General features: G+C 39.8%; 27 protein-coding genes. 6 read left to right on the forward strand and 21 right to left on the reverse strand.

The features are described from left to right. Positions 1-114: 114 nt before the first annotated feature. The 7 genes from moaD to speD form a co-directional block, all read right to left on the reverse strand. Positions 115-348: a molybdopterin converting factor subunit 1 gene (gene moaD, locus CYJ36_RS06735; protein ID WP_101566107.1), complete on the reverse strand. Its 234-nt coding sequence runs from the start codon at positions 346-348 to the stop codon at positions 115-117. Beyond that, the gene (locus tag CYJ36_RS06740; protein WP_101566109.1) at positions 341-817 is read right to left on the reverse strand and encodes a molybdenum cofactor biosynthesis protein MoaE; all 477 of its coding nucleotides are present in this window, start codon (positions 815-817) and stop codon (positions 341-343) included. The genes moaD and CYJ36_RS06740 overlap by 8 nt, the downstream gene beginning before the upstream one ends. After that, on the reverse strand, positions 798-1337 hold the full coding sequence (gene mobB, locus CYJ36_RS06745) for a molybdopterin-guanine dinucleotide biosynthesis protein B (RefSeq protein ID WP_101566111.1): 540 nt from the start codon (positions 1335-1337) through the stop codon (positions 798-800). The genes CYJ36_RS06740 and mobB overlap by 20 nt, the downstream gene beginning before the upstream one ends. Further along, a complete protein-coding gene (locus CYJ36_RS06750) occupies positions 1301-2587 on the reverse strand; it encodes a molybdopterin molybdotransferase MoeA (protein ID WP_101566520.1) in 1287 nt (428 codons plus the stop codon). Before CYJ36_RS06750 ends, mobB begins: the two co-directional genes overlap by 37 nt. Positions 2588-2612: 25 nt before the next feature. Further along, entirely contained in the window at positions 2613-3629 is a 1017-nt protein-coding gene (gene moaA, locus CYJ36_RS06755; protein ID WP_101566113.1) for a GTP 3',8-cyclase MoaA, read from the reverse strand. Positions 3630-3696: 67 nt separating this feature from the next. Further along, the gene (fdhD, locus tag CYJ36_RS06760; protein ID WP_101566114.1) at positions 3697-4500 is read right to left on the reverse strand and encodes a formate dehydrogenase accessory sulfurtransferase FdhD; all 804 of its coding nucleotides are present in this window, start codon (positions 4498-4500) and stop codon (positions 3697-3699) included. A gap of 120 nt (positions 4501-4620) precedes the next feature. Then, positions 4621-5439, reverse strand: coding sequence for an adenosylmethionine decarboxylase (gene speD, locus CYJ36_RS06765; protein ID WP_101566116.1), 819 nt, complete (start codon positions 5437-5439; stop codon positions 4621-4623). 682 nt (positions 5440-6121) lie between these two features. Between speD and CYJ36_RS06775 the strand changes: the two genes are divergently transcribed. Further along, positions 6122-6700, forward strand: a complete 579-nt coding sequence (locus tag CYJ36_RS06775; protein ID WP_101566121.1) for a DUF6944 family repetitive protein — start codon at positions 6122-6124, stop codon at positions 6698-6700. A gap of 251 nt (positions 6701-6951) precedes the next feature. On the opposite strand, the gene CYJ36_RS06780 is transcribed toward CYJ36_RS06775, so the two are convergent. Beyond that, positions 6952-7122: a hypothetical protein gene (locus CYJ36_RS06780; RefSeq protein ID WP_374702785.1), complete on the reverse strand. Its 171-nt coding sequence runs from the start codon at positions 7120-7122 to the stop codon at positions 6952-6954. A gap of 158 nt (positions 7123-7280) precedes the next feature. Between CYJ36_RS06780 and CYJ36_RS06785 the strand changes: the two genes are divergently transcribed. Continuing rightward, entirely contained in the window at positions 7281-7469 is a 189-nt protein-coding gene (locus CYJ36_RS06785; RefSeq protein ID WP_101566123.1) for a hypothetical protein, read from the forward strand. A 14-nt stretch (positions 7470-7483) separates the two neighbouring features. On the opposite strand, the gene CYJ36_RS06790 is transcribed toward CYJ36_RS06785, so the two are convergent. Then, positions 7484-9403: an endonuclease MutS2 gene (locus tag CYJ36_RS06790; RefSeq protein WP_101566125.1), complete on the reverse strand. Its 1920-nt coding sequence runs from the start codon at positions 9401-9403 to the stop codon at positions 7484-7486. A 494-nt stretch (positions 9404-9897) separates the two neighbouring features. Between CYJ36_RS06790 and pxpB the strand changes: the two genes are divergently transcribed. From pxpB to CYJ36_RS06810, 4 genes are read left to right on the forward strand one after another with little or no spacing between them, the layout of a single operon-like run. Continuing rightward, the gene (pxpB, locus tag CYJ36_RS06795; RefSeq protein ID WP_101566522.1) at positions 9898-10608 is read left to right on the forward strand and encodes a 5-oxoprolinase subunit PxpB; all 711 of its coding nucleotides are present in this window, start codon (positions 9898-9900) and stop codon (positions 10606-10608) included. Further along, a complete protein-coding gene (locus CYJ36_RS06800; RefSeq protein WP_101566127.1) occupies positions 10605-11600 on the forward strand; it encodes a biotin-dependent carboxyltransferase family protein in 996 nt (331 codons plus the stop codon). Before pxpB ends, CYJ36_RS06800 begins: the two co-directional genes overlap by 4 nt. A 14-nt stretch (positions 11601-11614) precedes the next feature. Beyond that, positions 11615-12388: a LamB/YcsF family protein gene (locus CYJ36_RS06805; protein WP_101566128.1), complete on the forward strand. Its 774-nt coding sequence runs from the start codon at positions 11615-11617 to the stop codon at positions 12386-12388. 18 nt (positions 12389-12406) lie between these two features. Further along, positions 12407-13597: an NRAMP family divalent metal transporter gene (locus CYJ36_RS06810; RefSeq protein WP_101566129.1), complete on the forward strand. Its 1191-nt coding sequence runs from the start codon at positions 12407-12409 to the stop codon at positions 13595-13597. Positions 13598-13644: 47 nt separating this feature from the next. On the opposite strand, the gene CYJ36_RS06815 is transcribed toward CYJ36_RS06810, so the two are convergent. From CYJ36_RS06815 to CYJ36_RS06870, 12 genes are all read right to left on the reverse strand, one after another. Further along, complete coding sequence (locus tag CYJ36_RS06815; RefSeq protein ID WP_101566131.1) at positions 13645-14364, reverse strand: LutC/YkgG family protein; 720 nt, start codon at positions 14362-14364, stop codon at positions 13645-13647. Continuing rightward, entirely contained in the window at positions 14351-15784 is a 1434-nt protein-coding gene (locus CYJ36_RS06820; protein WP_101566134.1) for a LutB/LldF family L-lactate oxidation iron-sulfur protein, read from the reverse strand. Before CYJ36_RS06820 ends, CYJ36_RS06815 begins: the two co-directional genes overlap by 14 nt. A gap of 1 nt (position 15785) precedes the next feature. Continuing rightward, positions 15786-16508: a (Fe-S)-binding protein gene (locus tag CYJ36_RS06825; protein WP_101566136.1), complete on the reverse strand. Its 723-nt coding sequence runs from the start codon at positions 16506-16508 to the stop codon at positions 15786-15788. Between the two features lie 112 nt (positions 16509-16620). Then, positions 16621-16803: a sugar diacid recognition domain-containing protein gene (locus tag CYJ36_RS06830; RefSeq protein ID WP_101566139.1), complete on the reverse strand. Its 183-nt coding sequence runs from the start codon at positions 16801-16803 to the stop codon at positions 16621-16623. 27 nt (positions 16804-16830) lie between these two features. Further along, the gene (gene rpiA / locus CYJ36_RS06835) at positions 16831-17499 is read right to left on the reverse strand and encodes a ribose-5-phosphate isomerase RpiA (RefSeq protein WP_101566141.1); all 669 of its coding nucleotides are present in this window, start codon (positions 17497-17499) and stop codon (positions 16831-16833) included. A gap of 158 nt (positions 17500-17657) precedes the next feature. After that, positions 17658-18191, reverse strand: coding sequence for a methylated-DNA--[protein]-cysteine S-methyltransferase (locus CYJ36_RS06840; RefSeq protein ID WP_101566143.1), 534 nt, complete (start codon positions 18189-18191; stop codon positions 17658-17660). After that, positions 18166-18780, reverse strand: a complete 615-nt coding sequence (locus CYJ36_RS06845) for a bifunctional transcriptional activator/DNA repair enzyme AdaA (protein ID WP_257962410.1) — start codon at positions 18778-18780, stop codon at positions 18166-18168. Before CYJ36_RS06845 ends, CYJ36_RS06840 begins: the two co-directional genes overlap by 26 nt. 182 nt (positions 18781-18962) lie before the next feature. Continuing rightward, entirely contained in the window at positions 18963-20744 is a 1782-nt protein-coding gene (locus tag CYJ36_RS06850; RefSeq protein ID WP_101566147.1) for an L-lactate permease, read from the reverse strand. A 227-nt stretch (positions 20745-20971) separates the two neighbouring features. Then, the gene (locus CYJ36_RS06855) at positions 20972-21751 is read right to left on the reverse strand and encodes an IclR family transcriptional regulator (RefSeq protein ID WP_101566149.1); all 780 of its coding nucleotides are present in this window, start codon (positions 21749-21751) and stop codon (positions 20972-20974) included. Positions 21752-21826: 75 nt separating this feature from the next. Continuing rightward, positions 21827-22603: a fumarylacetoacetate hydrolase family protein gene (locus tag CYJ36_RS06860; protein WP_101566150.1), complete on the reverse strand. Its 777-nt coding sequence runs from the start codon at positions 22601-22603 to the stop codon at positions 21827-21829. 13 nt (positions 22604-22616) lie between these two features. After that, positions 22617-23804, reverse strand: a complete 1188-nt coding sequence (locus CYJ36_RS06865; RefSeq protein ID WP_101566152.1) for an NAD(P)-dependent malic enzyme — start codon at positions 23802-23804, stop codon at positions 22617-22619. A gap of 30 nt (positions 23805-23834) precedes the next feature. Beyond that, on the reverse strand, positions 23835-26015 hold the full coding sequence (locus CYJ36_RS06870; RefSeq protein ID WP_101566154.1) for a malate synthase G: 2181 nt from the start codon (positions 26013-26015) through the stop codon (positions 23835-23837). Positions 26016-26092: the final 77 nt, after the last annotated feature.

A 26092-nucleotide genomic window follows, 5' to 3' on the forward strand; every position in this document is an offset into this window, starting at 1 on the left:
TTCTAAATTGTAACAAGATTCTTAATTTTCAACAAATAATTAACCTTGAATGACAATATAAAAGAGTTTCCATTTTAGCTGGAAACTCCCTGAATTTTTTCCTATTTTCTTATTCTATCCACCGCTCACAGGAGGAATAAAAGCTACAGTATCTCCATCTACTATCTTATCACTGTCATTCGCAAAGCTCTCATTTATGGCCGTCATGACTCCTGTTAGGCTTGACAACTGATGTTTATCCTGCATCCACTGTTTTAATTCCAAAACAGTTATATCGGTTCTGTCAATTTCTAGTTTTTCCAGTCCAGCTTCGTCCTGCAAATGTGCAAAAAGTAATACTTTAATCAAGATGCTCACCTTCTTTATTAGGCTTACCTGCCGGGTATGCTGTTTTTTCAAGCTGATCACCAATCCACATTGTTCCGTCTTCCCAATGTTCTTTTTTCCAAATGGGAACAATTTGCTTGATCCGTTCGATTGCATATTCATTAGCTTCATATGCGGTTTTACGATGAGGGGAAGAGACAGCAATTACAACAGCTATGTCTGAAATCTCGAGTCTGCCGATCCGATGAGAAATTGCCGTTTTTGCATCAGGCCAGCGCTGCCCGATTTCTTCTCCGATTTGTTCAAGCATTTTTACAGCCATTGGTTCATAGGCCTGGTACTCCAAATATAGTGTTCTCTTTCCTTTTGTAAATTCTCTGACGGTGCCGATAAATGCTGTAATAGCACCGGCTTCTCTTCTTGCTACCTTATTTGATACCTCTTCAGCTGAAATTGGATTTTTCGTAATTTCAAACTGTACCTGTTTCATGCTGATCCCCCGCGATATGAATGATGTACTCTATGTATGCCAATTCATCTTCTATATTAAATACAGGAATGTCTAATTGATCTGCGATGCAATCATTCCAGCAAATCACACATTTGATATTGGCAGATTGTTTTAAGAGAGGAACATCTGTTTCATCTCTTATCATGACCACCTTCGGAAATTGTTCCTTTTTGTAGCCTTCTACTAATATCAGATTGATGGAAAAAGATTGATAGAGATTTACCAGATCAGAAAGTTGCCAATTATTTTGCCTGGCGTTCAGTCGCAGCACCCCGCCTCCTTCAACACCAGCTATAACAGAGCCTGCTTTTGAGTGACGATAACTATCTTTTGAAATCATTTCATGATCAGGCGCCCCGCCGTGTCCGTGATGTTTGATAGTTCCAACTCGATAGTTTTCTTCGGATGCTTTTTTAATCAGCTTTTCCATTAAAGTCGTTTTTCCGCTGTTTTGATGCCCAATTATTTGTAAGATGGCACAATGTTTTCCCAAGGCCACTCACATCCTTTTTGATCATCCAATAAAAGCACATCGACCATCATTCCGCTTTCATAACCTCTCGTTCCGCCTGGAAGAATAATAAGCGAATTTGCTTCAGCTAAAGATGAAACGGCACTTGATTTATCAAATCCTGAGGGCATTGCGATTAGCCTGCCCTCATCAAAATGAAGGCCAGCACGGACAAACCTGGTAAATGGATTAGCCTTTGGAAAATCCTGTCCTAAATAAGCTTTTTCTTTTCTCACATGAGGATATTTGTGAAAATTGTTATAGCGGATTACTGGGCGAACAAACAATTCAAACCCTACAAAACAAGCAGAAGGATTGCCGGAAAGTCCAAATAGCAGCTTCTGATCCAGTGCAGCGACAGTCGTAACACTACCTGGCCTCATCGCTATTTTGTTAAAAAGAACTTCAGCACCCATTCTTTCATAGATCGCAGGCAAATAATCATAGTCTCCTACTGAAACTCCTCCCGTCGTAATCAAAATATCAACCTGCCTTAATGCATCTTCAACTGCATGAATACATTGGTCCAGATCATCACTGAATTTCCCGAAATATTTCGACTCTCCACCTGCACGTTCAATTTGCGAGAGAATCATAAAGGAGTTGCTGTTGCGGATTTTGCCTGGCTGCAGAAGTTCATTTACATCAAGCAGCTCACTGCCAGTAGCTAAAACTCCTACAACAGGTTTTTTCGCAACTGGCACCTCTTGATATCCAAAAGTAGCTAACAGTGCGACGACGCCTGGCGTGATAAAACTTCCTTTTGCAGCATGAATGGTCCCTTTTCTAGTATCTTCTCCTTTAAAAGAGATATTGTCACCGCTGTTAAAGGAGCGTTTGATTTCAATTAGTTTTTTTCCTGCATCAAAATATTCTTTTGTTAATTCAAGCATGACGACAGCATCTGCACCATTAGGAATTTGAGCTCCCGTCATAATCCTTACAGCTTGATTCCTGCCAACCATTCCTTGAAAGACGGAGCCTGCACCAATTTCTCCAATCACTTCGAGAGATGCAGGGCTTGTTCTGCTTGTCAAAACTGTATCTTTTGATCGGATGGCAAATCCATCATACGGGGAGCGATCAAAGGAAGGGACATCGTGGTCTGCAACTAAATCTTCGGCCAAAAATCGTCCATAAGCGTTTTCCAGCAAGATAAGTTCCATTTTGCCGAGATCCGCGTATTTCATTACTTTTTGAACGGCTTCGCCAACAGCAATTGGTGTTCTTTTTTCTATCAAATTTGCATCTCCTTTCTTCCAGTTACCCTCCAATATGGGACATTTCAACCTTTTGTCTTTTAGGTCTGCCTGTCTCGTTTGTACGATCATCAGAATAGCGGTCTTTGCGGTGATTCCATATACCGCAAATGACATCTGTTAGCTCTGAATCATTTTTTCCTGATCGAAGAAGTTCTTTTAAGTCAAATCCAGAAGAAGCGAAAAGACACGTATATAATTTGCCTTCTGCAGAAATGCGGGCCCGTGAACAAGTTGAGCAAAAAGAATCTGTGACAGAGGAAATAATGCCTATTTCACCAGTTCCATCTGCATATTTAAATCTTGTTGCTACTTCTCCCTCGTAGTTTGGCGGCATCTCTTTCAAAGGATGGCGTTCGCCTATCATACTAAGAATCCCTTTTTTAGAAACTACATGATCCAGCTGCCAGCCATTTGAGTTGCCTACATCCATGTATTCAATGAATCTAAGAGTATGCCCCCGTTTTTTAAAATAGTCAGCCATTGGAAGAATATCCTCGTCATTTACACCTTTTTGAACAACCATATTAACTTTTACCTTCAATCCCGCTTCAGCTGCAGCCTCAATTCCGTCAAGGATTGTTTTTACTTTGCTGCGGCGTCCATTCATGATGGCAAATCGTTCTTCATTTAGAGAATCAAGGCTGACCGTGACGCGTCTTAACCCTGATTGATACAGCTCTTGTGCAAAAGATTTTAGCAGTGATCCATTTGTTGTTAAGCCTATATCTTCGATTCCGTCTATATTTTTCAGCATTTTTATTAGGACTGAAAGGTCTCTCCTCAGCAGAGGCTCGCCCCCAGTAAGGCGCAGTTTTTTTACTCCAAGTGACGCAAAGATGATTGCCAATCTCTCAATTTCTTCAAAAGATAAAATTTTATCAGAGGACAAAAAAGAATAGTCCGGTCCGAAAATTTCTTCCGGCATACAATAGCGGCAGCGGAAATTGCACCTGTCTGTCACTGATATCCGCAAATCTCTTAACGGACGGTCCAAGACATCCAATAAATTTTGCTTCATATCCTCGCCTCTCTTCTGTTATGTATTTTACATGCAAGCGTCAGAATATGCTAACTAAATGAAACAATCAGATATCTTTGTTAAGTAAAATTCTTTGTGGATGAGTATATACATTCATTGATGAATCTCTAATAAAACCTACAGTTGTGATCCCTAGTTCTTCGGCAAGTTCCAAAGCCAAAGCGGTGGGAGCAGACTTTGAAAGCACCATCTCGCAGCCGATTTTTGCTGTTTTCAGCAGAATTTCAGATGAGATTCTTCCGCTGAATACAAGTATTTTTTCATGTACATCAATTTTATTTTTTAAACAGTATCCATATATTTTATCAAGTGCATTATGTCTGCCAATATCCATTCTGCTTATAATAACACCATTTTCATCACATAAAGCTGCGTTATGAACACCACCTGTTTGGTGAAAAAGAGCTGCTCCCTTTTGCAGCTCTTTCATAAGTGATAAGCAACCTTCAGGGGTTATTTGAACATGAATGTCATTCATTTTTTTAGCAGTCCTTGCATCATTTGCAAATACAAATCCCTGACGGCTCATTCCGCAGCAGGAAGTCACATACCGTTTGTTTTGAAAATGCTGCAAGTATGGATTGAGGTTTGATATGCTGACATGAACGAATCCCTCTTTTTCCTGCATCCAAATCTCTTTAATATCCTGAAAGCTTTGTATAAATCCTTCTGATGCCAGATAACCGATGACCATGTCCTCAATGTACTCAGGGGAACAAACCATCGTTACGAATTCTTCTCCATTCACTTTAATGGTTACCGGGAATTCAGTAACAATTAAGTCTTCTTTAATAGAAGAATAACCGTTTGAAATGTGAAGAATCTTGTATTTTCGTTCAATTGGTTTCAAAATAGCTGCCCCTTTACCGAATTTCTCTCACCTATATTTTACTTATCATAATTCATCTTTTGAATTTTTAAAAGCAACAAAGATAAAGGCAATCCCGCTGCAGCAGGCTTGCCCTCTCCCTTATCTTGAAAATGGACTCATATTTTTGCCATAAAAAATCTCATCCATTTCAATTTTTAACCGGTCTGCGATTTCATTTCGTTCATTTTTACTGAGCTTGTCCTTCGTATATCCGAACAAATAGTTATTCAAATCGAATTCCTTCAGCTTGCACTTTGTATGAAAGATGTTTTGAGGGTACACATTTACATCAATCATATCGTAGGCGTCTTTCACATTTTCAGGGATGTAATTTTGGATTGAATTGATATCGTGATCGATAAAAAGTTTTTCTCCGTTTATATCCCTTGTAAAGCCTCTTACCCGGTAATCCATAGTCATAATATCTGTATCAAAAGAATGGATCAAATAATTGAGTGCTTTAAGAGGTGAAATCTCACCGCAGGTTGATACATCAATATCTGCTCTGAACGTGCTGATCCCCTCATTAGGGTGATACTCTGGATATGTATGAACCGTTATATGGCTTTTATCGAGCTGCATGACTACAGAATCAGGCAGCGGACCAGGTGATTCGTCATAAGATTCAGTAGGCACTTCCACTACTGGTCCCTCTGAAACCAAAATTGTGACGCTTGCTCCTTGAGGAACATAATTTTGCTGGGCGACATTTAACACATGGGCTCCGATAATATCCGTTACATTTTTTAAGATTTTCGTTAATCTTTCCGCATTATATTGTTCATCAATATAACGAATGTATGCCTCACGTTCTTCTCTCGTTTTCGTATAACATATGTCATACATGTTAAAGCTTAAAGATTTTGTCAGATTATTAAATTCATGTAATTGAATACGCTGTTCAGATGTTAACTTCATTCATTTCTTCCCCCTTCTTTTTGCTGAAACTCTCTGGAAGTGCTGTGACTGAAGATCAGCTGCAAGTAAATATTTATATATTACCCAGTTTAAGAAGGAAGAAACAGCCTGTCTTTTTTTAAGGGTGATTGCAAAAATTTATAAAGTCAATATTCTCACGGAATAATGGGGTTTTTGCCATATCGAATATATTTGCACAACATAAGATAATCTATATGAAATAAATAAAGGAGCGCTTTAAATGTCCGGCAAAAAGATTCAAAAAAGAAAACCCCGATGCATCTTTCCTGATTACAGATGGTGCGGTCCTGGCTGCAGCGGTCCCGGACTTCCTATTAATGATGTTGATGCATGCTGCATGCGGCATGACCGTTGTTTGGACCGGGGTATATCAACGTGTAAATGTGACTTTGAATTTATCGAATGCCTTCGTCCAAAAATAAATAAATACACACAAAAAGGCAGAAATGCTGCATTTATGTATAAAGTAATGAAAATAAAAACCTTGTTCACGTGCTGACGCTGATTTTCGATTTTCAGGCGCAGTAGCTTGAGTTCGATTAGATTCAATGATGATGGTATATCAGACTTAAAACTTCTTCATTATTTCAACAATTTTGTTAATAGTCATATGCTGTAATGTCTGTTAATTCTTATCGATATGAAACTGAGGTGACTTGCAATGGACGAGACAGAATTTGATCTAGATATAATCGGTGCCTGGCTCATTGTTGCGGGCACTCTCATCAATGCATCTGGGGAAAGCGTAAACCTTGTTGGAAAAGAAGAGTTATCATTTAAGTTAACAGGCTCTGGAAATGGAATTGAAGCAGCTGGAAATGCATTGCAGGCGATAGGCAGATCGAATACTCCAGAAAATAAGGTGAGTGTGTTTGGAAGCTGGCTCCAATTTGCAGGAAATTCTGCCAATGCTGCTGCTAGAGTGTATCTTCTGAATGATCAAAGAAGAGATGGGCATTATCTTGATGTAATTGGGAATGCAGTTCAGGCACTTGGCGCGGCTGCAGAAGCAATCGGAGCATCCTTAGATGAAGATAGTGCGTATAAAGAACAGCTGACGGCTGGATATCTATTAATCGCTGGCGGTGCTGCAATCGATGGTGTCAGCGGTATTTATTTTCTTAGAAAGATGCTCGAAAAAGGAAGAGCATTTGGTTGGTTTGGAAGCTATTTACAGGCAGTTGGTGCACTATTGGCAGCCGAAGCCATAACGTCAGAGAACAAGATAATTTCAGAATAACATTCAAAAGGAAAAACATTCTATTAGATTCATTTCATAATGAAAGAAGAGAAGCCTGAATTTATAGGCTTCTCTTCTCGTTGTTTAAGAGATTATAAAAGGTAACAGGTGGTGGATTATAAAATATATTTATCTGCATCCAGCTCCGGTGCCTAACTCCTCGGTCAGAACGGATCTGCCAGTAAAGTCAAAACCGGACTTTTCTGTCAGTTCCTTTTCTGCCTGTCGGAGCTGACCAAGGCACCTCCGCTTTAGTTTTTCCCTCTCTTGAAATTTCCAGTAGCTTTTGCTAAAAGAAGCTGGATATCTTTTTTCGTTACTGCCTGTGCTTCACTTGCTAGTAATTTCTCAGCTTCCCTTCCTTTTAAAACCTTCCCTTGCTTTCCTAACCAATAAATGATGACGCTTTGGTTTTTTGTCACCAGATAACAAAAACCTCTTCATCTAAGCGATTTCTCTTATCGACGTTTTCCATTTGAAGTACATCCCTTCTACCCGGAATCTTTCCATCCATTCGTTTAGTGTAATGGATTGTGGGTATTTAAGTACCATAACCATTCAATCTCAGGAGGAAAAATATATGACCTGGAAAAAGAAATTTCTAACGAGCGGAATTACACTTGCAATCATGCTTGGCGGTTTAGCCGCTTGTGATGACGGTGAACAGGATGAATTGAACAATGATGTTGAGCAAGAAGTGGAAGAAGAAACAGATGGTGACGTCATTGATGAAGACAATCAAGAGATGGAGAAGGAAGAGGGACACTGATGTCCCTCTTCTTTCTATTCATGATCGATCGTCAAATCTGAATGCTTCTTCCTCATCTGTACAGCCTTTTTTCGATTTTCTGCAGATTCAAAAATAATGTCAAAATCGTAATCCTCTGGATAAAGCTCTTCCGCAGAAATATGAAGCTGAATTCTTTTTTGGTTAATCGTCCTTTTCACGCCTTTAACAAAAACCATGTAATTCCCGCCGTTATCTGGACCATTGTAGACAATACCATGTTCATTTGTTGCTTTAATGAGCACATTATCTCCTTTGTTGTACGATTTTACCTCTATTTGTTTAGGCTTATGCTGCTTTGCTTTATATCGATTAACTGAAACTTGTTTTTCCAGTTCTTTCTTTTCGAAACTGTCATACTGCTGATCTTTTCCATACTTTTTATTTTCTTTATATGTGATAGCATGAGCTTTTTCAATTAATTCCGGGTGCATTCCTAAACGAAGTGCAATTGAAAAAGCCTGGCTCTCTCCTCCTTTCCCAATTTTCAGGCTGTAGGTAGGCTGCAGGGTTTCAATATCAAAGTCCATAGAGCCATTGATAAAACCTTCTTCTCTTTCTGCAAAATCCTTGATTTCACTATAATGTGTGGTAGCAAGCATTGTAGCGCCCTTTTGATGGATTTTCTCAAGGATCACACTTGCAAGCCCCATTCCTTCACCTGGATCAGTCCCTGAACCTAATTCATCCAGCAGGACAAGACTGTATTCATTCGTTTTCTTTAAAATTGAAATAATGTTAGTTATATGTGAACTAAATGTGCTTAAATTTTGTTCGATGCTTTGACCGTCACCGATGTCAAGCAATATTTGCTGGTAAATGCCGATTGAACTTTCTTTTTCTGCAGGGATATGAAAACCGGATTGTGCCATTAAAACGAGCAGTCCTACTGTTTTTAATACAACTGTTTTCCCCCCTGTATTTGGTCCGGTAATTACTAGAGCCTGATAGTTCTTGCCAATTTCAAGATTAAGCGGAATCGCTTTATCGCCAATCAGCGGATGCCTGGCATTTTTCAGGAAAATTGTCTTTTGATCATGAATGGCTGGAGCACTGCCTCCGATGACCCTGCTGTATTTAGCTTTTGCAAATAAAACGTCATAGTGCACCATTACTTCTAAAGATTGAAGAAGCTGTTTTTCACTTGATTCTGCTAAGCCCGTTAAATAACTTAATATTTTTTCCGATTCCACCTCTTCCTGTGTAAGCAAAAGATTGATTTGATCTTGAATGGAAGCTGCTTCCTCAGGCTCAACATACAGCGTCGAGCCAGAAGCGGAAGAATCTAGAATCGAACCTTTTATTTTTCCCTTGTACTCTTTTTTAACAGAGACACAGAAGCGCCCTCCGCGTTCACTTACGATTGCATCCTGCAAATAGGTTTTATATTTTGCAGATTTGATAATAGTGTTCAGCTTATCCTTTAAACGATCATTCGCAATGGCAAGCTGCTTTCTCACCTTTGAAAGCTCCTTGCTTGCCATGTCGTCAACTCTGCCGTTCCGGATGCATCTTCTAATTTCAGAAGCGATCTCCGGAAGTTCCTCAATCCCATAAACGTAAGATGACACACGAGGTGCAAGCATTTCTTTATCTTTCATAAATCGTTTCATTTTTAATCCATCTTCAATAAATGACAAGAGCTTTGTAAAGTGATGAGTTCTTAGTGCAACTCCTTTATTAAATTGCTTTACAATCGTCTCTATTCCATCTAGTCCAGAAATGGGTACACTTGAGCTTTTGCCTAAAATGACTGAAGCTTCGTCAACCTCTGCTAAAAGTGCCTGTATTTGTTTTACATTGTACAATGGCATAATGGCTAAAACCCTCTGCCTGCCTGATTCAGTCATCGCATAAGTGCTGATTGTTTCTTTTATTGTTTCATAATCTAAAATTTTTAAAGTGTGTTCGTTCATTTGAATACTCCTCCTTAAAAAACGTAAAAAAGCCGCAATGAACAAATGTTCAATGCGGCTGAAATGGTAAATAGAGCGCTTTTCTCCATTCCCTGCTATCATCCTATTATTTGGACAAATAAAAAACTGTGCAAATAAACACAGCTGAGCAGGTTCCTTCTCATATGCTATGATTTGTTCTTAACTCATCATTCTGAACATACTTAAATAAGCGCTGCAAAACACAATTTTTTGCAGCCATGTACAGAGATGACCGTATGAAATTACGGATTAGTTAAGAACGACACCTAACATACTTCAAAACCCCTTTTTTAAAGGATGATATAAATGGAGAACTAAAAAGCTTGCTTCAAATTTACCTCATTTTCCTTATCTTGTCAAACCCAATTTGAATCAGGTGGTATTTGAATTTTCAGCAATCTTATTATAAGATGAACTACATCAATTATGTATTTCTTATTCATGATTATACAATCTTTAAAGGAGGTGCTGAAATGGAATTTAACCTGTCGCCATTGGGTGATAATGCAATTATTATTGAGCTTGGGAAAAAAATTGAAATGAATATTCATGAACATGTACAGCGTGTTTTCGAATATTTCAATAAGAAGTCACCAGAATGGGTGATCGAATGTATTCCAGCCTTTACAACGGTAACTCTCTTTTATAATCCATTAAAAGTGAGTAAGACAAATCAGCATGCACTTCCCTATCAGATTGTTTCTGCATACATAACAGAATCAATGAAAAAATTAAACTCTTCGAATTCTTCTGTTGGAAGAACGGTTGAAATACCCGTTTGCTATGGCGGTGAGCTTGGACCGGATTTGAATTTTGTTGCAGAACATAACAGTCTTTCTGTCAATGAGGTTATCCAAATACATTCAGCCAATGAATATTTAGTTTACATGATCGGCTTTGCACCTGGATTTCCCTACATCGGCGGAATGTCTGAGAAAATTGCTGCCCCAAGAAGGAAATCCCCCCGTTTAAAAATACCTGCTGGTTCGGTTGGAATTGCAGGCACTCAAACGGGAATATACCCAATCGAAACACCTGGAGGATGGCAATTAATTGGACAAACTCCAGTTAAGCTGTTTCAGCCTGAAAGTGAAACTCCTACTCTATTAAAAGCAGGAGATACAATCAAATTTAAACCGATTTCATATGAACAATATCTTGAAGTAAAGGAGGAAACCGAGTGACCATTACAGTAAAAAAATCCGGCCTCTTATCCACCATTCAAGATTCTGGAAGATACGGTTCTCAGCAATACGGTGTGATTGCAAGCGGAGCGATGGATACGCTCTCACTCAGAATTGCCAACATGCTTGTCGGAAATCATGAACATGAAGCGGCGATTGAAATGACTTTGCTTGGGGCTCACTTTGAATTTCAAAAAGATTCGCTCATTTCGATTTGCGGAGGCGATATGTCCCCTGTCCTAAACGATCAGCCCATTCGTATGCGGCGCCCTATCATTGTAAAGAAAGGCAGTATCCTTACATTCAGCTCAGCAAAGCTGGGGTGCAGAGCATATGTAGCTGTTGCTGGAGGTTTTGATGTTCCTGAAGTAATGGGAAGCAAGTCAACCTATTTACGGGCAGGCATCGGCGGATTTAATGGAAGGGCATTAAAAAATGGGGACATACTATCAATTGGGGAAATGTCATTACAAGCAAAGAAACAGCTTGAAGCTTATAATCCATCACTCTCTCTTTCAGAAATAGATTGGTCTGTGTCATCTGAGTTTTTTCCTTTTCAACAGCAGGAACGGAACATACGCGTAATAAAAGGCAGACAATTCGATGATTTTTCAGAGGAAAGCAAAGCGAATTTCTTTACTGAAAGGTTTGAAATTACGCCTCAATCAGACAGAATGGGATATCGAATGAAAGGGCCAGTATTAAAACTTGATAAAGAGCAAGAGATGATTTCAGAAGCGGTTAGTTTCGGCACGATTCAAGTCCCTTCCGAAGGCAATCCTATCGTCTTGCTTGCAGACCGTCAAACGACAGGAGGATATCCAAAAATTGCTCAAATCGCCTCAATAGATCTGCCTTTCATTTCTCAATTAAAACCTGGGGAAAGGGTACAATTTATCGAGATTTCTTTAGATGAAGCACAGCAGCTTTATTTAAATAGAGAAAAGAAAATCCAGCAATTAAAACAGGGATTGCTGCTGAAAACTAGTTAGGGAGATGATATTTCATGCATTTGATTGACTTAAATTGTGATATGGGAGAAAGCTTTGGCGCCTATCAAATGGGCAATGATGAAGAGATCTTGAATTATGTATCATCTGCTAATATCGCTTGCGGCTTTCATGCTGGAGACCCGACTACGATGAGGAAGACTGTTAAGCTTGCAATCGAGAAAAACGTTGGAATCGGGGTTCATCCTGGTTTTAATGACCTGGCTGGGTTTGGAAGACGCAACATAGAACTTACGCCTTCTGAAGTGTATGACCTGATTGTTTATCAAATTGGAGCATTATCCTCATTTGCTGCTTCAGAAGGCGGATCCCTTCAGCATGTGAAACCTCACGGTGCTCTCTATAATATGGCTTCTGTGAATCATGAATTTTCAGAAGCAATTGCAGAGGCTGTCTATAAAGTAGATGGAAATCTGATTCTTTTTGGCCTCGCTGGGAGTGAGCTAATTAAAGCCGGTAATCGAATCGGATTAAAAACAGCGAACGAGGTCTTTTCTGACAGAACCTATCAGGAAAATGGCACCTTAACTTCGAGACGCGAACGCGGAGCAATTATTGATAATCATGAAACAGCAGTCAGCCAGGTGATACGAATGGTTAAAGAAAGTAAAGTAACCGCTTTGTCTGGCAAAGACATTTTAATTAATGCAGATACAATATGTATCCATGGTGACGGCGCACATGCCCTCGAGTTTGCAAAATACATATCAGGTGCACTGAAGGATGCAGGAATCAAGATTCGCAAAATTAGTGGTCATATTGATTCATAAATTCAGGAGGAAATCATCATGAAAAAACAATCAAACCTTAGTCTCCTGATGGGAGCAGCATTTTTAATGGCGACATCAGCCATTGGACCTGGATTTTTAACTCAAACAACTCATTTTACACAGCTGCTTGCTGCGAGTTTCGGGTTTGTCATCTTAATGTCTGTCATAATTGATCTTGGTGCGCAGCTAAACATATGGCGCATCATTGCAGTAGCCGAAAAACCAGCACAGGATATAGCGAATGCTGTCTTACCTGGACTTGGTTTTTTCATCTCTATCCTAATCGTACTTGGGGGATTAGCATTTAATATAGGAAATATCGGCGGAGCTGGACTTGGCACAAATGTTATGTTCGGGATGTCCTCTCAAACAGGAGCCATTCTAAGCGGAATCGTCGCAATTGGTATCTTTCTTGTAAAAGAAGCCGGTAAAGTGATGGACCGTTTTGCACAAGTAATGGGATTTGTCATGATCGCCCTTACCATTTACGTCATGGTTTCGGCCCAGCCCCCCTATGCTGAAGCAGCAATAAAAACAGTTATGCCTGACACCATTGATTATCTTGCGATTGTCACTCTTGTAGGAGGAACGGTTGGAGGATATATCACATTTGCAGGAGGACACCGATTGCTTGAAGCAGGCATTAAGGGACAAGCAGCCCTGCCTCAAGTTACAAAAAGCTCCATTTCTGCAATTGGCATTGCATCCATCATGCGCATATTTTTATTCTTAGCTGCTTTAGGTATTGTTGCTCAAGGGTTGACTTTAGATCCTGCCAATCCCCCGGCTTCTGTATTTAAGCACGCTGCAGGAAATGTCGGATACAAAATGTTCGGAATTATTATGTGGGCAGCTGCTGTGACCTCTGTAGTTGGTGCTGCTTATACATCTGTTTCATTCATAAGAACCTTCAATCCAATCATTGAGAAATATCACAAATGGTTTATTGTGGGATTTATTGCAGTTTCAACCTTTATATTTGCTATAGTAGGTGAACCTGTTAAAATTCTTATTCTGGTAGGTTCGCTCAATGGATTAATTTTACCGATTGCCCTTGGAGTAATGCTGATTGCTGCACATAAAAAGAAAATTGTCGGTGATTATAAGCATCCTGTATGGTTAACTATATTTGGCGCATTGATCGTCGTAGCCATGGCACTTATGGGCGGATACTCGCTTATTAATGGAATTCCGAAATTATTCGAATAAGTATAAAACCCCGGCTGCTATTAGGGCAGACGGGGTTTTTATAAGTTCTATTTATCATGAACAACAATATATGTTGCTTTAATCGGTCCATGGACACCAACAATAAGATTAAGTTCAATATCTGCACTATTGCTTGGCCCTGTAATAAAGTCAACACATGAAGATAGATGTTTTCCCCTTTGAATGTGAGAGCTAATTTGTTCGGCCGCTTGAGTTAGCCTAGGGACAATTGAACTTTTTGAGATGATGCAAAGATAGGTTTTCGGAAGCAGACTTATGGATCTCCCTTTGTTTTCATCACTGAACAGGACAACAGTACCTGATTCAGCAAGAGTAATGTCACTGAATGTAATTCCTATATCCGCTTTTTCAGATGCTGTAATATTTTTTTCTTTAAGCGCAGGATCCCATTTATGAACATCAATTCCTTCTATAGGCCAAGCTATATCTATTTCATCATGAAGTCCAAATTCGCGAAAACGCTCATCATTAGGAATGACTGCTGAATTAACTTCATATTCGCTAAAAACATGACGAATCTTATCAGAAAGTTCCTCGGCTGATGTTTCAATAAACTGAGTATGGATTAACCGACATTGTTTTTTCAGCACCTCTACTAGCTGATCAGGATTTGCATCTTTTAGAACGCCCCATTGAGGAGCGATTGACCATACTGGTTTTGCAATCGACTTTCTTCTATTTCTGCCAAGTTTTGCTGCAACTGTTTCAAGGAAGGGTTCGCGGTTATGAATTTTACCTCTTTCCATGCCCATTCTCCTCCCTTTGCTTCATCCAATCTCTGAATCTTTCTTTGCTTGGTGCGGGAAAATCTCTGACATCTGTCCATGGCTTGATCGGTCCAGGTCCTTTTTTGATGCTGCCGGCACTTGTAAATGGCGACATGACCGTTGATGCTGATTTTGTTCCAGCGCCATACAGATTTGGTGAACTTGCAGCCAATTGATAGCCTTTCATTGCCAGTTTTTCCCCGAAAGATGATTTGCCTTCATCCTCAACGATTTTTCTGCGGTGTTTGATCAGGAGTTCATGGAGAGGAATCTTAACAGGACATGCATCGGTGCAAGCTGCACAAAGGGAAGATGCATATGGAAGTTCTTTGTAATCTTCATAACCTCCAAGCAGCGGCGAGAGCACGGCGCCAATTGGACCAGCATAAATCGATCCGTAGGAATGACCTCCAATATGACGGTAAACTGGACATACATTTACACATGCTGCACAGCGAATGCAATGAAGCGCACTCTGAAATTCAGTGCCTAATATATTTGAACGGCCGTTATCAACGATAACTAAATGAAATTCTTCAGGTCCATCTGCATCTCCGTTGTCTCTTGGACCTGTTAATCCAGTAATATAGCTCGTTAATTTTTGACCGACTGCGCTTCTGCAAAGCAAACTCACTAACACATCAAGCTCTTCCCAAGTGGGAACAATCCGTTCCATTCCCATTACGGTTATTTGAGTTTTTGGCAGAGCGGTCACGAGCCCTGCATTGCCTTCATTTGTAACTAAACTTATAGAGCCTGACTCTGCAACTGCAAAATTGCATCCGGTAATGCCAAGATCTGCACTGAGAAAATCCTTGCGAAGCTGCTCTCTTGCAAATAAGGCAAGTTCTTCGGGCATTTCGGTCTTTTCATAGCCTCTTTTTTCTTTAAAAGTGTCACGTATTTGCTCTTTATTTTTATGAAGTGCAGGAACAACAATATGTGAAGGCGGATCATGGTCATCAAGCTGAAGAATGTATTCTCCGAGGTCGGTTTCAATCACTTCACAGCCTGCTTTTTCCAAAGCGTCATTTAAATGGATTTCTTCTGTTACCATCGACTTTGATTTAACAACCTTTTTCGCTTGTTTCAAAACCGCAATATCTGTTATGTACTTATTGGCATCTTCTTTTGTTGCTGCAAAAAAGACATGACCGCCACGCTTTACTACATTCTCGCTTAATTGTTCTAAATAGTAATCCAAGTTTACCATCGTGTGTGTTCTGATTTCTTCCCCAAGCTTACGCCACTCTTCCCAGTTCCCGAGCTCTTCAGTTGCCTGGAGACGCCTTCCCTGCATTCTCTCCTGTGCAGAGGCAACCGCATTTCTCATAAAAGCGTTATTCACACCTTTTTCTACTCGATCAAAAAATGCCTCGTTTCCAATTTTCATCGGCATTTTATTTCACCTCGCTATTCAGCACTTCAGCTATGTGCATGACTTTTATTGGGATTCCTTTGCGATTGATTCTGCCTCCAATATTCATTAAACAGCCGCAATCCGCACCTATTAATAGTCCTGCCTCTGTATCTTGAATATGCTTGACCTTTTCATCGACCATTTGCTCAGAAATGGGAACCATTTTAACGGAAAAAGTTCCTCCAAATCCGCAGCAATCATGACTATTAGGCAATGATGTTGTAGTTAAACCGCTTACATTTTGTAGAAGTTTTTCCGGTGCATCCTTCACTCCAAGAAGTCGTGTCATGTGACAGGATTTATGATAAGTTGCATGAGCAGTCAGGCTGGCATTTACATTTTCTACTTTTAATACATCTACTAAAAATTGTGTCAGCTCATATGATTTTTCAGCCAGCTGCTTTGCTCTCATCTTCCAAACAGGATCTGATGCAAAAAGTTCCTCATATTCATGAAGCATCGCTATGCAAGAACCAGAAGGACCGACTACATAATCTGATTGTTCAAAAGCTTTGATCATATGCTTTGCCACTTCTCTCGTTTCCTTATGATACCCGCTATTATAGGCAGGCTGGCCGCAGCATGTCTGGTTTTTTGGAAAATCAACCTCACAGCCAAGCTTTTCAAGCAATTCAACCGTGCTTTTACCGACATTTGAATAGAATACATCTGCTAAACATGTAATGAACAAGGACACTTTCAAAAAAACTCCTCCTATTCTTTTTGGTCTATTCCTATATTATACACTATTTGAATATTCGGATATTTCAAAAAGGTTCTATAATGTTATAGAACCTCTTTCCTGTATTATTCAGTCACGGAGGAGAAAGGTCAGCAGCAAATGATTCAAGTCCCCTTTGTTCCCATTCTTTTTTCTCCATATACGCTGCCTCGCGGATGATAAGTTCAGTCATTCTTCTGATTATTTCAGCATAAGGTTCAACATTTGAAGGAATTCCTGTGATTCCAATGACACCAATGACATAATATTTTACAATCTTTTAGAAGTGATGATCGAATTATATTTAGCGTTTATGTATCATAATTTTATTTTCTGCATTAAGCGTAATAGCCATATCAGCTATACCTACAAATAACCCATTTTCGACTACACCTGGGATCATGTTAAGGTTTCTTTCCACTTCTTTTGGCTCCATTATTTTTGCAAACGCACAATCAAAAATCAAGTTGCCATTATCTGTTTTATAAGGATTGCTATTCAATAAACGAAGCTCTGGCAAACATCCAAGCGTTCTGATTTTTTTTTCTGTTATCTCATTCCCAAACGGAAGCACTTCAACTGGAAGCCGAAACGAGCCCAGTTGCTCAGACATTTTAGTGGAATCAGCAACAACTATAAAGGTATCAGCTGCGCTGGCAATGATTTTTTCCCTTAAAAGTGCTCCTCCTCCCCCTTTAATCAGGTTCAGGTGTGCATCCACTTCATCTGCACCATCAATGGCAACATCAATATATGCAGCTTCCAGAAAACTAGTAAGTGGTATGCCAAATTCATGTGCCAGCTTTTCTGTAGCAGCTGAAGTGGGAATTCCTTTCATTTGAAGACCTTCCTTAACCAGCTGTCCAAGTTTTTCGAGTGTGTAATATACTGTAGAACCCGTTCCAAGTCCTACAATCATTCCGTCTTTAACAAATTCTGCAGCTTTTTCACCTACTAGTTTTTTTTCATTCATTCGGTTCTCCTTAGTTGTTTGGAATAATATTTTGCATCGAAAAATAATTTCGATCCATACCGACCTCTAGATAGAAGATTGCAAACCCTTCTAATTCAAATAACGTACTTAAAACAGAAAAATACATCCAGCAGAGCGGCTAAATTTTAGGACTCACATCAATATGAATTTGTCGACCCTCTTTGAGTTTCTAATTGGAGCAAATATTGTTTCATGGCTATTCCCCCCCTGTAACCTGTTATTGCTCCATTCTTTCCAATTACACGGTGGCATGGGACCGTAATCAAAACAGGATTGGCCCCAATCGCTGTTCCAACTGCACGAACGGCCGCTGGTCTTTGAATAAACTTGGCAATATCCGAATAAGAACATGTTTTTCCATAAGGAATTTCCTTTAAGGCTGCCCAAATTTCTTCTTGAAATGGAGTACCTTTTATATCTATGTTTATTGAAAAAGACTGCCTATTTCCTTCTAAATATTCACATATTTCATTAATATATGGTTTTAAAGCATCTTCATTTTCAATTAACCGCGCATCAGGAAAGCGTTTATGGATCCAAGCTTTGAGCTCCTCGAACGTTTTACCAGGCGAGCCTATATAACAAAGTCCCTTTTCAGTCTTAGCTGTATAAAATTGCCACTGTCCGTATTCCATAATAGCCCATTCAATAATTTGTACTTCCGTGTTCATCTCTATTCTTCAGCTCCTTCTTCATGTTTTGCCGGTAATCTTTTCGATATGCTGATGGTGTTTCCCCCAACCTCTTTTTAAAAAGGGTAATGAAGTATGGTGTGCTCGAGAATCCCACAGCAAGACCTATGTCAGATATCGATAACTCGGTCGTCTCAAGCTGATAGATTGCTTTTTCCAGACGAACTTGCTGAACATATTCAGAAGGTGATATACCTTTTACTTTTTTAAATAATCTCTGCAGGTGATAAGGACTGCCGTGTGATATATCTGCCAATGTTTGCAATGTTAATGACTCAAAATAATACTGATCAATCCATTGAACAATTTGTTCGATCCATTGCTCAGCAGGCAAATGCAAGCCGTCGGGTTTACATCGTTTACATGGTCTGAAGTTCTCTTCTAAAGCTATATATGCATTTTTGAAGATGAGCACATTTTCTTTATTGGGCAGCCTAGATTTGCAGGAAGGCCGGCAAAAAATGCCTGTCGTTTCTACACCATAGAAAAACATGTCATCATACTCAGAGTCACTTTCCTTTATGGCATTCCAGAAAGCATCAGGGATGTTTGATTTTTTCGATTTCAAACGGTTCACCTCCAATTTAAGTATATACTTATGGTGTTCGGAAACAAACATTTACTCAATAAAATAGCAAGATAAAGTAATTTATAGATTAGTAAAAATAAAAGTTATACTGTTTTCACTCATTTCAGCCAACATAAAAAGCTGCCATCAAAATGGCAGCTTTTGCACAAATAAATTTAATTCTATGATTTCATACTTCTATCATCGCTAACAATTAAAGCAGCACGCTTCTGATTCGTTGCCACAATATAAATGGCAGCCATTGCAATCGCGACAGCAATATATGAGCCAAGATTGAAGATTCCTTTTTGTGAATACCATACAATCGAATAGCCGACTGCACCGGATAAAAGAGCATAATAAGTGAATGGAAATAATGTTTTCCGTATCACAACCCCTTCTTTTCCGATTAAACCTACAACCGCTGATGCGGCAACAACATTATGAACACAAATCATGTTCCCTGCGGCTCCCCCTACGGCCTGAAGTGCAACAATCCAGGTAGGATCTACCCCAATTTGTAAGCCGACATCATATTGGAATAAACTGAACATCATGTTGCTGACCGTGTTGCTGCCTGCGATAAAAGCTCCAATTCCGCCTATAAAAGTAGCGAAAAACGGCCAAAATTCACCTGCTATTGCTGCAGCACCATTTGCCAGTTCGATTGGCATAGCATCAAAACCCGCTGCGCCACCTTTTGAATTTGTAAATACCTGCACCATCGGTACGGTAAAAACAAGAGCGGTTGAAGCTGCTAAGGTTGTTTTAGCTGATTGAGACCAAGCAAATTTGTATGCGTTTCCATTCATCCCATGAAGAAAAAATGTAATAAGGGAAACTAACATAAAGATCGTTCCTGGCAAATACAGCGGCTGAAAGCTTGCGCTGACTTCAGAACCAAACATGTTAGGAAACGATACAACCCATGATTGAAGCCATCCAATGACGGGAAGCGCTTTCAATCTTGAAATGACTAAAAATGCACCAACTAGAATATAAGGAGCCCATGCCTTAAACAAGCTCATGTTTCCGCTTTTATGTGAGATATCTTTGATTTCAATTGACCCGGCCCATTCTGGATCCCATTTAGACTTTTCTTCAAAATCCCATGCCTCTTCTTTTGGCGGCATAAGGAACCCTTTTTTAGCGGCAAAAACAACAATGGCGAGTCCGACTAAGCCACCGACCATCGACGGAAATTCTGGTCCAAGTGTATTTGCAACAATGACATAAGGAATTGTCATAGCAAATGCAGAGAACAAAGCGAATTTCCAAACCTTCAAGCCTTCTGAAAAAGATTTGTTTTTTCCGAAATATCTCGTCATTAATGCAACAACAAACAGTGGAATCAGTGTTCCAGCAATCATGTGCAAAATCGCCACTTGTCCGCCGATTGCTGTGACTAGTGAGAGAAAATCATCGGTGATCGTCGCATCTGCTGATAAACCTGTTTGGACTCCGACTAGCATCGGTGTGCCAACAGCACCAAATGAAACAGGCGTACTTTGAATGACCATTCCTGCAATAACTGCGGCCATAGCTGGAAATCCTAAACCAACCATCAACGGAACGGCAACTGCAGCAGGTGTTCCGAAACCTGATGCCCCTTCAATAAATGAACCAAAAAGCCAAGCAATAATGATGACCTGTATCCGCCTGTCGACTGAAATATCTGTGAAGCCTTGACGTATGGACTTAATACCCCCGCTTTCCTGCAGTGTGTTTAAAAGCAGTATTGCTCCAAAAATAATGTACAATAACGTTGCTGCTACGACTAATCCATTTACAGATGCTGCTGCAACGGTAGCACCAGGAACCTTCCATACAAAAAGTGCAAGTCCAATTGCAGTTAAATAGGAAATCGGCATAGCTTTACTGGCTGGCCACCTAAGACCAACTAAGAAGATTCCCACAACTAAGATCGGCAGCAGTGATAAAAATCCTAACATAGCCGTACTCATCTTTATTTCCTCCTTTTGTTTCGTATTAAGCAACCTCGTTTCTAGCTGTTTACAACTAAGAAACACATGATAAACAATTACTTATTGATGCATACACAAAGGATCGCAAAATGATATAATGCATCGATATTAATAAAAAAATATTATGAAAATTAAATCTATTAATTTTACAAAAAAAATTTGTCCGAAATACCTTTTTTAAAAGTGAACTCGAACAAATTGTCATCTCATGATAGATTCTTATTTTCAAAACCAAGCCTTCCCGAAATTTGTTTGCCAATATGCTGCATGCGGATTTGAAGCTGGTCTAATCTCTGTTCTGTCATCCGGATTGTCGGGCCTGAAATACTGACTGCAGCAATGGCTTGGCCCATATGATCAAAAATCGGTACAGCAATACACGTTATTCCGTATTCATTCTCTTCTAAATCAAGAGCATATCCTTTTTGTCTGACTATCATCAGCTCTGCCAGGAAAGCTTCTTTATTTGTAATCGTTTTGTCAGTATGCATTGGCAACCCTTTTCGATCCAGAATATCCAATACAATGCTTGAAGGAAGGTGAGCTAGAATTGCCTTCCCGACTGACGTACAATGCATGGGGGCACGCTTGCCTACTTTTGAATGCATCCTCAGCGTTTCATTGCCATCTAATTTTTCAATATAAACAACTTCACCTTGATCGTAAACGACTAAATGAATAACCTCATTTGTTTCATTTTCAAGCTCCTGCAGGTACATTCTGGCCTCTGCTCTTAGATCAATCGATTCAAGCAGCTTTGAACTGATTTCTAAAAATTTATATCCAAGCTTGTACTTTCCTGTTTCGTGATCTTGTTCAACATACCCGTACTGCACAAGGGTTGATAAAATCCGATATACGGAACTTTTATTTATATCAATCTGATTCGCAATCTCTGTAACGCCAAGTCCGCCTTTCTTTAAACTGACGAGCGTGATAATATCAAGCGCCCTGCTGACGGACTTTACCATATTTTCTCGATCCAACTCTCTCACCTCTGGTGCAAATTGTCATTCCTACTATTATATCATGAATGATTCCGGGTAATCGAATTGGATCTGCTAGCTTTTTACGCTTTTTCTTGCACTTGCAAATGTATTGCGAAGAGTGCCGATTTCCTTGATTTCACACTCTATCACATCACCATTCCTAACAAATTCAGCTCCAACCGGACTGCCAGTTAATATTACATCTCCCGGTCTAAGTGTCATCACACTAGTAAGGTAGGAGATCATCTTCCTTATTGGAATGATCATTAAATCTGTAGAGCTATCCTGTTTCAATGTTCCATTTAATCTAGCTTCCACATGTATTATGGAAAGATCAAGTTCTGTTTCAATCACAGGACCAAGCGGAGTAAATGTATCAAATGATTTTCCGATTGTCCAATGTCCGTCCCCGTGAAAAAAGGCAGGTGCAGTAACATCATTTCCGACTGTATAGCCAAACACATAGTCGAATACATCTGATTCTGCCACGTTTTTTGCCTCTTTGCCTATAACAACAGCAAGTTCTGATTCAAATTTAACCTGATCTGCACCGTTTGGAATCACAATTTTCTCTTCTGGGCCAATGACGGAGGATGCCGGCTTGAAGAAAAATACCGGGATCTCAGGCAGAACCTCAGGTATATCCTTTGTGTTTGAAACATAGTTCGCTCCAATTCCAATAATCTGATTCGGTTCTATTGGTGCAAGAAGCTGTACCTCATTTTTTTGAAAAGACTGACCTGTGTACGCCCATTCTCCAAAAATATCACCTTGAATCCCTTTAATTTCCCCGTCAAGCAATATCCCTGCACGATCAGTATTTTGATCTTTAAATCGTACGAATTTCATTGGCTTACTCCTCTCAAATAGTTGTTATGCGTACAGCTCCTGATTTAACGGCAGCTTTTGCAACGGCTTCTGTTACTGCTGCCGCGACCCTTTTATCAAAAGCATGAGGAATGACATATTCATAATCCAGCTCATCAAGTGTAATTAAGTCTGCGATTGCATAAACGGCAGCCATTTTCATGTCTTCATTGATTTCAGTAGCCTGAACTTGGAGAGCTCCCTTAAAAATCCCTGGGAACGCAAGGACATTATTGACTTGATTTGGCAGATCAGATCTCCCTGTTCCTATAATGGCAGCTCCAGCAGCTTTCGCAAGCTCCGGCATGATTTCAGGATCTGGGTTTGCCATCGCAAAGATGATCGCATCCTTATTCATGCTTTGAACCATTTCAGGCGCAACTGCTCCTGCAGCAGAAACTCCAATAAACACATCGGCATCCTTGAGTGCTTCACCTAGGGTCCCTTGAAAAAGACTCTTATTTGTCAGTTCTGATATCACTTCTTTCATGGCATTCATGCCATTTGGCCGGCCTTTATAAATCACGCCTTTCGTATCACACATGATTAGATTTTCAGCACCCATTTCAATAAGCAGCTTTGCGATGGCAATTCCTGCGGCACCTGCGCCATTCAAAACAATTTTAACGTTTTCCAGGCGTTTGTTTACCATCTTTAGGGCATTGATAAGTCCAGCAGCCGTAACAATGGCTGTGCCATGCTGATCATCATGAAATACGGGAATTTTCATCTCTTTTTTTAATCGTTCCTCGATGATAAAGCAGTTAGGCGCTGAGATATCTTCAAGGTTCACTCCGCCAAAAGTTGGTTCCATCGCTTTCACAATCGAAATGATCTGCTCGGGATCACTTGTATTTAAACAGAGCGGAAAGGCATCAATGTCAGCAAATGCTTTAAATAAAGCAGCCTTCCCTTCCATTACAGGCATTGAAGCAGCAGCACCGATATCTCCTAACCCTAAAACCGCTGATCCATCTGAAATGACAGCAACCAAATTGCCTTTCATCGTATAGTCATATACTTTTTCAGGGTCTAGATGAATTTCTTTGCAAGGCTCTGCCACTCCTGGGGAATAAACTAAACTTAAATCATGTGCATCTTCTACGGAAACTTTTACAGTGACACTTAATTTCCCATGTGAACGCTTATGAAGTTCCAGCGATTTTTCCCGAAGGTGCTGCATTGCCTCAACTCCTAAAATAGATTTATGATCTTAAAGCTTTACTGCAAATTTAGCTTTTGCTTCTAATCGTCTGCGATGCAAAATGGGTTCTGTGTAGCCATTTGGCTGATCATACCCCTCAAAAACAAGGTCACATGCAGCCTTGAAAGCAACCGAATCGTTGTAGTTAGGTGCCATTGGCAGATAAAGCGGATCACCTTCGTTTTGTTTATCAACTACTTTTGCCATACGTTCAAGCGTTTCTCGAACCTGCTCTTTTGTGCAAATTCCATGATGGAGCCAGTTTGCTAAATGCTGACTGGAAATACGCAATGTAGCCCGATCTTCCATCAATCCAACATTATAGTAATCTGGTACTTTAGAGCAGCCGACACCTTGTTCGACCCAGCGCACAACATAGCCAAGTATACCCTGTGCGTTGTTATCCAGCTCTTTCTGAATGTCCTCTTTGCTCCAAGATGCAGCCTGAGCAACTGGAATTTTTAAGATATCATCTCTCAAATCCTGAGATTCCTTGATTAATTGCTTTTGCACCTCATTAACATCAACCTGATGATAATGCAGAGCGTGCAGAGTAGCCGCAGCAGGTGAAGGAACCCATGCTGTATTAGCTCCGGCTTTTAGATGACCTACCTTCTGCTTCATCATCTCTGCCATTAGATCAGGCATCGCCCACATCCCTTTTCCAATTTGGGCACGTCCTTGGAAGCCGCTATCTAAACCGGCATAAACATTTGATTTTTCATAGCCTTGCAGCCATGCTGAAGATTTCATTTCATTTTTCGGTATCATAGGACCGGCTTCCATGGAAGTATGAATTTCATCCCCTGTTCTGTCTAAAAACCCTGTATTAATAAATGCAATCCGGTCCTTTACTTCGCGGATAGAGGCTTTCAAATTCAGCGATGTTCTTCTCTCTTCATCCATTACGCCAATTTTAATAGTATTGCGTTCGAGCTCCAGCAAATCCTCAACTCTATTAAATAGTGTATTTGCAAAAGAAGTTTCTTTAGATCCATGCATCTTTGGCTTAACGATATACACAGATCCTTTTGAAGAGTTTTGATACTTTCCTGTTCCAAGCAAGCTATGTTTAGCAAGCAAACTAGTGATCACGCAATCTAAAATACCTTCTTGAATTTCATCGCCATTTTCATCCAGAATGGCATTATTCGTCATTAAATGACCAACATTTCTCACAAACATCAGCGATCTTCCAGAAAGAGTAAATTCATCGCCGTTTACAGAAGTATAGATTCGATCAGGATTTAATGTACGTGTTATTGTTTCATTGCCCTTTTTAAACGATGACGCTAAATTTCCTGTCATTAACCCGAGCCAATTGCGGTAAACAATCACTTTATCCTCAGCATCTACGGCTGTAACCGAATCTTCACAATCCATAATAGTTGTCAGTGCTGCTTCAAGCAGGATATCTTTCACACCTGAAAGATCTGTTTTCCCGATTGAATGGCTGCGATCGATTTGAATTTCAAAATGCAAACCATTATTTTTCAGTAATATGGCTGTTGGAGAATTTGAATCTCCTTGGTAGCCTGCAAGTTTTTCTTCTTCCTGCAGCCCAGTTTTTTGACCATTGCTTAACGTTACAGCTAATTTCCCATCAACAATGACGTATTCTGCAGCATCTTTATGAGATGCATCTTTTAATGGCACCGTTTCATCAAGGAAGTTTTTTGCAAACTCTATGACCTTTTCCCCGCGTACCGGGTTGTACTTTCCTTCCCTATGTGCGCCATCTTCTTCACTTATTGCATCTGTTCCATAAAGAGCATCATATAAACTTCCCCAGCGTGCATTTGCAGCATTTATGGCGTAGCGTGCATTATTTACTGGCACAACTAATTGAGGTCCTGCCTGAACTGCGATTTCATTATCAACATTTTCAGTCGTAATCTTAAAATCCTCTGCCTCTGGTTCAAGATAGCCAATCTCCTGTAAAAAGCCCTTATACGTTTCAAAGTCAAATGTTTGATTGTTTTCTCTGTGCCACGTATTGATTTTGTTTTGAATCTCGTCTCGAATTGCCAATAATTCTTTGTTCTTTGGCGTCAAGTCTTTTACAATGGCTTCAAAACCAGACCAAAACTTTTCTTTGTCTAAGCCTGTCTGCGGTAATGCTTCTGAATTGATAAATTCATAGAGTATGTCTGCTACTTGAAGATTTCCTGTTTGAACATAGCCTTTCATCTTTAAGTTCCTCCTATTGTTTGTTATTACAAAACGCCGTTTTTCTTTGTTTAAAAAAATAATATCATGAAAAACAA

Origin of the sequence: Bacillus sp. UMB0893 (assembly GCF_002858905.1) — a bacterium.
Lineage (GTDB): Bacteria > Bacillota > Bacilli > Bacillales > Bacillaceae > Bacillus_P.